The sequence below is a fragment of the Paenibacillus wynnii genome (assembly GCF_030812855.1).
Classification (GTDB): Bacteria; Bacillota; Bacilli; order Paenibacillales; family Paenibacillaceae; genus Paenibacillus_AQ; species Paenibacillus_AQ wynnii_A.
This window is the reverse complement of record NZ_JAUSTK010000001.1, coordinates 500125-507226: the sequence shown is the minus strand read 5'-3', so window position 1 is coordinate 507226 and position 7102 is coordinate 500125. Positions and strand designations below refer to the sequence as shown.

The 7102-nt window shown below is 48.6% G+C and carries 7 protein-coding genes; 6 read left to right on the top strand and 1 reads right to left on the bottom strand.

Features of this window, described 5'->3' with window-relative positions:
• A partial coding sequence (locus tag J2T20_RS02075) for a transposase (RefSeq protein ID WP_307585067.1) occupies positions 1 to 656 on the top strand: 656 nt, incomplete at its 5' end.
• Positions 657 to 875: 219 nt separating this feature from the next.
• Here J2T20_RS02075 and J2T20_RS02070 read toward each other — a convergent pair.
• Positions 876 to 1115: a helix-turn-helix domain-containing protein gene (locus J2T20_RS02070; RefSeq protein ID WP_307585065.1), complete on the bottom strand. Its 240-nt coding sequence runs from the start codon at positions 1113 to 1115 to the stop codon at positions 876 to 878.
• A gap of 62 nt (positions 1116 to 1177) precedes the next feature.
• Here J2T20_RS02070 and J2T20_RS02065 point away from each other — a divergent pair, with 62 nt between their 5' ends.
• From J2T20_RS02065 to J2T20_RS02050, 5 genes are all read left to right on the top strand, one after another.
• Positions 1178 to 2068, top strand: a complete 891-nt coding sequence (locus tag J2T20_RS02065) for a response regulator (RefSeq protein ID WP_373457740.1) — start codon at positions 1178 to 1180, stop codon at positions 2066 to 2068.
• Between the two features lie 103 nt (positions 2069 to 2171).
• Positions 2172 to 2477: a helix-turn-helix transcriptional regulator gene (locus J2T20_RS25690; RefSeq protein ID WP_373457739.1), complete on the top strand. Its 306-nt coding sequence runs from the start codon at positions 2172 to 2174 to the stop codon at positions 2475 to 2477.
• 168 nt (positions 2478 to 2645) lie between these two features.
• The gene (locus tag J2T20_RS02060; protein WP_307585063.1) at positions 2646 to 4073 is read left to right on the top strand and encodes a family 43 glycosylhydrolase; all 1428 of its coding nucleotides are present in this window, start codon (positions 2646 to 2648) and stop codon (positions 4071 to 4073) included.
• 19 nt (positions 4074 to 4092) lie between these two features.
• A complete protein-coding gene (locus J2T20_RS02055; RefSeq protein WP_307585060.1) occupies positions 4093 to 5517 on the top strand; it encodes a glycoside hydrolase family 43 protein in 1425 nt (474 codons plus the stop codon).
• A gap of 28 nt (positions 5518 to 5545) precedes the next feature.
• Entirely contained in the window at positions 5546 to 7060 is a 1515-nt protein-coding gene (locus J2T20_RS02050) for a glycoside hydrolase family 43 protein (RefSeq protein ID WP_307585058.1), read from the top strand.
• Positions 7061 to 7102: the final 42 nt, after the last annotated feature.

Here is a 7102-nt window from a genome sequence, read left to right as displayed (position 1 = left end):
AGGCAAATGTACTGGTCGATACGGACAGGCAATATATTCTGAGCGGCGTATGGAGTTCGGCGAATCTGAACGACCAGCGCATGGCCGTTGTCCTTTTCAAAGGCCTGCTCCTGAAGTTTCCTGCGCTGAAAATAAAGCATATCTTGGGAGACAAAGGGTACGACAGCGCGGCCATCTACCAGTTGATTCATTCGTTAGGCGCCTACCCTACGATTCCAATGATTCACCACAAAGATCCGCCCAAGGGAATGAACCAAGACTACAATCCCGTGTGCTCACAGGGGCATGCCTACCGTTACGACAGTTTTGATGCCAAGTACGAAACCCTGCGGTATACCCAGCCTAGCGAGTGCAAAGACTGTCCACTTTCCGGTTCCGGTTGCCAAAAGGTTTTTAAAATCCGCATAAAAAGGGATTTGCGTAAGCACACCTATCCCGCAAGAGGCAGTGAGAGCTTTACGCAGCTGTACAAAAAGCGAACAGCTGTTGAGCGTGTTTTTGCATACCTCAAAGAGTATTTTGGCATGAAACGTACGCGTCACCGCGGCGTCCGGGCAAGTGTTGATTTCCAGCTCAGTACGTTGGCCTACAATCTCAGTAAGTTTGCACTGGACAAGTTGAACAAGCAGTTGAGCAAATCCCAGCAAGTGGCCTAAATTAAAAAAATGACCTCAGATTTTGGCTAAGTCTTAATATTTAGCAAATTGAATTATGAAATTGACTCTTTCATACAATATTTTCACTATATAAGATGAACAAAAAGCTTCTCAAGACACCTATCTGGGGATGATGATAGAGCAGGCGATTCAAAGCGGCGGAGCAGCGGTGCTGGACTGAATGATAAGCGATCAATCCATCTTTATAACGCAAGCCTTCTACTGTGGAAGGCTTGCGTTTTTTTTGGCGAACCTGCCGGGTGATATTCCCACGGTCTTGGTGAAACTGCGGATAAAGTTCGCATAGTCGCTGAAACCGGATTGATAGCAGGCTTCGGTAATGCTGAGCCCTTCGCAGAGATAGGATTTGGCGAGTGCGATGCGGCGGTCTACGATATATGAACGGAGCGTTAACCCTGTATGTTTCTTGAACCGGCGGCTGATATAAGTGCTGTTCAAATGAAAATATCGTTGACGATGAAGAAATTATCACGGATGGCCTGGCAGTTATTTTTGGCAAAATGAACCTCAACCTGGATCTTTATAAAGCGTACTCCGGTCAAGAAGCGCTGAACCTGCTGGGCCGTACGAGAGTGGATATTGTCTTGTCCGATATATGTATGCCCGGAATGGATGGGCTGGAGCTGATGGAACACATTCGCCGGAACTGGCCGCAGTGTAAAATGGTTTTTCTGACGGGACACAGTGACTTTAATTATGTCTATCAGGCGATTCAAGCTCCGGGCGTTCAATATGTGCTTAAAAACGAAGGGTATCCGAAGCTGATTGAGGCCGTAGAGCGGGCTTTGAAGGAATTGGATGACACTATGCGGGTGAACAATTTAATCCGCCAATCGAAAGAGCATCTGGATACGCTTGAGACATTGGCCCAAGGAGACTATTTCCGCCATCTTGTACACAGTGTCAGATTCGAGCAGGATGTACAGGAGGATTTCAAGCAATTGCGCATACCGCTGGATGCGTCTATGCCCGTTTTGATTGCACTCGGCAGTTTGTCTTATCCGGAATCCTCCCAATCGTATGCCGACCGCCAGGAGACGGCTCTCGCGGTTAAGTATCTGTCGGAAAAGTTGCTGAAGGAGAGGACGGTCAGCCTCGGAGTAATCGACCGATACAGCGATCTAATCTGGCTAATACAGCCCGACTGGCAAAGATACGCGGAGAAGACGGACGCCTTTGAACAAATGGTCATGTTTCTGGAAGGAACGTTTGAGCTGATTCAGCAAGCATGTCTAGAATCACTGAATATAATGGTTGCCGTTACGCTGAGCGTAGAAGAGTCTGCCTGGGCTCGCTTCCCTTTTTTTACGACAAGGCAAGACAATTACAGCATTACCGAGTCGGTGACGGAAACCGGATGGTGCAAAAAGTGCTTCCGACGGAGGCCATAATGCCTGACTCCGTTAGTGACCGGTCTTTGCGCGACAAATCCGAAACGATGACCGCACATTTGGAGGAGGGGAGCAAAAGAGAGCGGCCAGCGCAATCGACAAGGTGTGCTCATATATTCAAGAAAATATCACCCAAGATCTATCGCTTGTCCGATTGGCGGGTGTTATCCATTTTAATCCCTCCTATTTGTCCCGTCTGTTCAAGCAGGAACGGGGCATCAATCTGTCAGAGTATATTGAAGAAATACGAATTCGCCAGGCTAAGGAACTGCTGAAAAGAGAGGAACTGAAGGTAGCGGAAGTCGGTTCATTAATCGGATATGTGACGCCGCAATCGTTCACCCGATTTTTTAAAAAATGGACTGGGATAACCCCGCAGGAATACCGGGCTGATAAGCAAAGCAGTTAAAAGCGCTTCCGTTATATAAAACTGCGATTTCTTTTTAGTATTTATGAATAGATATAATCTAAGAATAGATCAATGTTAAGTGTCTATATATCATGGACTTTGGTCAAGCCGCTTCACTATACTGAAAGGGACAAACCGTGAAGCAAAAAAAAGAGGGATGAAATAGCGATGGCGAAAAAACAAGGATTAAATCCGTATCTCCCGTCTTGGGAATATATCCCCGACGGCGAGCCGAATGTTTTTGAGGGCAGAGTGTATGTGTATGGCTCGCATGACCGTTTTAACGGACACGCTTTTTGCTTGAACGACTATGTCTGCTGGTCGGCGCCGGAGGATAATCTGGCCGATTGGCGGTATGAGGGTGTAATCTACCGGACTACAGATGATCCGCTTAATCCTGAAGGAAGCATGTGTCTGTATGCTCCCGATGTCACCGTGGGAATGGACGGGCGGTATTATCTCTACTATGTGCTTGACAAGGTTCCCGTCGTATCGGTGGCTGTTTGCGACAAGCCGAGCGGCAAGTTTGAGTTCTACGGCTATGTAAGATATGCCGATGGAACACGTTTGGGGGAGAGGGAAGGCGACGAGCCGCAGTTTGATCCAGGCGTGCTAACCGTAGGAGAGAATACCTACTTGTACACCGGATTCTGCTCGTTTGGCGACCAATCTAGACATGGCGCAATGGCAACGGTGCTTGGCCCGGATATGCTCACGATTGTCGAAGAGCCTGTATTTGTTGCGACGAGCCAGCCTTACAGTAAGGGGAGCGGATTCGAAGGATATGAGTTCTTTGAGGCTCCTTCCATCCGTAAAAAGGGAGATACCTATTACCTTATCTATTCCTCGATATCCATGCATGAACTGTGTTATGCGACCAGTCAGCATCCGACCAGAGATTTCACATACCAGGGAGTCATTGTCAGCAATTGCGATCTTCATATTGATACGTACAAGCCGGCAGACCAACCGATGTATTATGGCGGAAATAACCACGGCAGTATCGTTGAAATCAACGGGGAGTGGTATGTTTTTTATCATCGGCACACCAACGGGACCGCGTTCTGCCGGCAGGGCTGTATCGAGAGAATCAATTTTCGCGAGGATGGCACTATTCCCCAAGTGGAGATTACTTCCTGCGGTCCAAACGGAGGGCCGCTCGAGGGCAGGGGGGAATATCCCGCATACCTGGCCTGCCATTTGTTCTGCAAAGACAAGGAAATGTACACCGGAGGCTTCGGCCGTATCGGAGCATGGATGGACAGCCGATTTCCGAAGATTACCCAGGACGGCAGGGATGGCGACGAGGAAATCGGCTATATTGCCAATATGACGGATTCGGCAACTGCCGGTTTTAAATATTTTGCGTGTGAGGGAATCACCAAAATCAAAATCAAGGTGCGTGGATATTGCCAAGGCAGCTTTGAAGTAAAAACGTCGTGGAACGGACCGGCTCTCGGACGAATACCGGTAGGTTTCACGAATGTCTGGAAGGAATACTCTACTGATCTGGCTATTCCGGACGGTGTACAAGCACTGTATTTTACGTATACCGGCAATGGCGGTGCCAGTCTGGCTTCATTTAATTTGGAATAATCCGAATGGAGGAGATCCTATGACATTTCAATTGAATCAGGCAATCGGAAAGGTTACACCTAATGGTAATCCGGTGGTTGCGAATAGATATGGGGCCGATCCGTATGCCCTGGTATTCGAAGACCGGGTCTATCTGTATATGACCAATGACGCGCTGGAGTACGACGAAAATGGCGTGGTAAAAGAAAACACTTACGGCAGTATTAATAAAATTGCGGTAATTTCGTCCAGCGATCTAGTCAACTGGACTGATCATGGAGAAATTGCAGTTGCAGGGCCGGAGGGGGCGGCCAAATGGGCTACCCAATCATGGGCGCCTGCAGCAATCCATAAGGTAATCGACGGCAAGGATAAATTCTTTCTGTATTTCGCCAATAATGCCAGCGGCATTGGCGTTCTGTCCAGTGACAGTCCGGTGGGACCGTGGATTGACCCTATAGGTGAAGCGCTCATTCTGCGTTCGACTCCGGGAGTTGAGGACGTCACCTGGCTTTTTGACCCGGCGGTTCTGGTGGATGATGACGGGAAGGGTTACATCTATTTCGGAGGCGGAGTACCGGAAGGAGAATACGCGGAGCCAGGTACAGCACGAGTGATGAAGCTTGGAGATGACATGACCAGCGTAGTGGGTACTGCTGAGGTTATTCCCGCCCCGTTCATGTTCGAGGATGCCGGGATACATAAGCGGGAAGGCGTATATTATTATACCTACTGCTCAAATTTCTATGATGGGGAACGTCCGGAGGGCAGTCCTCCTGCGGGAGAGATTGCGTATATGACGAGCGACAAACCGATGGGTCCCTGGACATATCATGAGACGATATTAAAGAATCCAGGGCATTTTTTCGGAGTGTCAGGCAATAACCATCATGCGATTTTCGAATTTCATGAGGTATGGTACATCGCCTATCACGCACAAACCTTGTCCAAAGCACAGGGGATTGCGAACGGCTACCGTTCGACGCATCTCAATCGCCTTTTCCATAACGACGATGGTTCCATTCAGGATATTGAAGCAGATTATAAAGGTGTGCAGCAAATCAAATATTTAAGCCCGTATCAACGCGTACAAGCGGCAACAATAGGCTGGAGCGCAGGCGTAACTACGGAAACAGAGGAAGTATTGGGAGCACGAAGAGTAACGGAAATTGAGAATGGCGACTGGATCGGGTTATCAGGAGTCGATTTCAGTAAAGGTGCCGCGGCATTCAGTGCTTCTGTCATAAGCCTTGAGGGTGGTGGGACCATTGAACTGCATCTGGATGAACCATCAGGTCTATTAATTGGCGAACTGCCGGTTCCCGCCGCGAATGGGCCGGATAAACAGATGGAGTTAAAGACAGAAGTTAGAGGAGCGAAAGGGATCCACGACCTATATCTAGTGTTTAAAGGTAAACCTGAGACCGAGTTGTTTAAGTTTGTATCATGGCAGTTTATTGAGTAGAGGAATTCATCCTAAGGAGGGCAATACCGTGAATACTGCTACCATTACCAATCCAATAATGTGGGCAGATGTTCCGGATATTGACGTAATCCGGGTTGGCCCTATATTCTACATGGTCAGTACGAGTATGCATTCGATGCCGGGCTGTCCGATTATGAAATCGGTTAACTTGAAAGACTGGGAAATTGTAAGTTATGTATTTGATACCATTGAGGATAACGATGCCCATCGGCTGCTGGACGGAAAAGGGATTTACGGTAAAGGATCTTGGGCGGCATCCCTCCGATACAAGGACGGGGTATTCTACGTTTGTTTTTCTTCCAATGACATGGACCGGTTATATATCTACCGCACAGAGGATATTGAACATGGAATATGGGAGCGTTCGGTGATATCGGGGCTTCACCATGACCCTGGTTTGCTGCTGGATGATGATGGCCGCAATTATGTGATCTACGGTAATGGTGATATCCGTATTAAGGAGCTGACGGAAGATCTTACGGCTGTGAAGCCGGGTGGAACTGATCAACTGCTGCTCGAAGGCGAGCGGACAGACATGGGTCTGCGGATCGAAGGCTGTCATGCATACAAGCTGAAAGGTTATTACTATTTGTTCTTTATTGAATGGCCGAGAACTGGAAATAAGCGAAGACGTCAAATATGCTACCGTTCGTGTGAGCTTCTAGGTCCCTATGAACGGAAAATTATTCTGGACGATGATCTGGGCTACCATAATAACGGTGTGGCGCAAGGCGGAATTGTCGATACCCCGGATCATGATTGGTATGCTGTGCTGTTCCAAGATCATGATGCTGTCGGGCGGATTCCCTGCGTGCTTCCTGTGAGTTGGGAGAACGATTGGCCGATCATCGGGGATAACGGTTCAGGACCTCAAGTTTTTGAGACAAAGCTTCCTGTTGCGGAACCGAAGCCGCTTGTAATCAGCGATGAGTTCGACTATGAGACCAATCGGCTGGCTCTGAACTGGCAGTGGAACCATAATCCTGACAACGGGCTTTGGTCTGTCACAGAGCGGCCGGGTCATCTGCGGCTCCGCACTGGTCAATCAGCAGACAGCATCCTAATGGCACGCAATACGCTGACGCAACGTACTGAAGGACCGGTCTGCAGCGCGGTGACAGTGCTGGAGACCTCAGGAATGAAGCCCGGCGACCGGGCAGGAATGGCGGCGCTGCAGAATGGGTTTGGCACTGTAAGGATCGCAGCCGGGGAGCAAGGACAGTTCAGCATCGATATGTGTGTTAACGGCTGCGACGGCTGCGAGGAGACTTTGGAAAGTGTTGTGTTCACCAGTGAACGGGTTTTTCTCAAAATTGATTTTAATTTTAAGGAAAGCCTTGACCAGGCACAGTTCTTCTATTCGGATGACGGGACAGCTTGGATTCCGATCGGCCGGACGCTGCAGATGAATTACTCGCTGGATCATTTTATGGGGTACAGAATTGGATTGTTCAATTATGCGACCAAACAGTCCGGCGGTTACGCCGATTTCGATTATTTCCATTATAATAGGCGGAATTAGAACAAGGCTTGTAGATGTATGAGCTTGACCATGCTACAGATT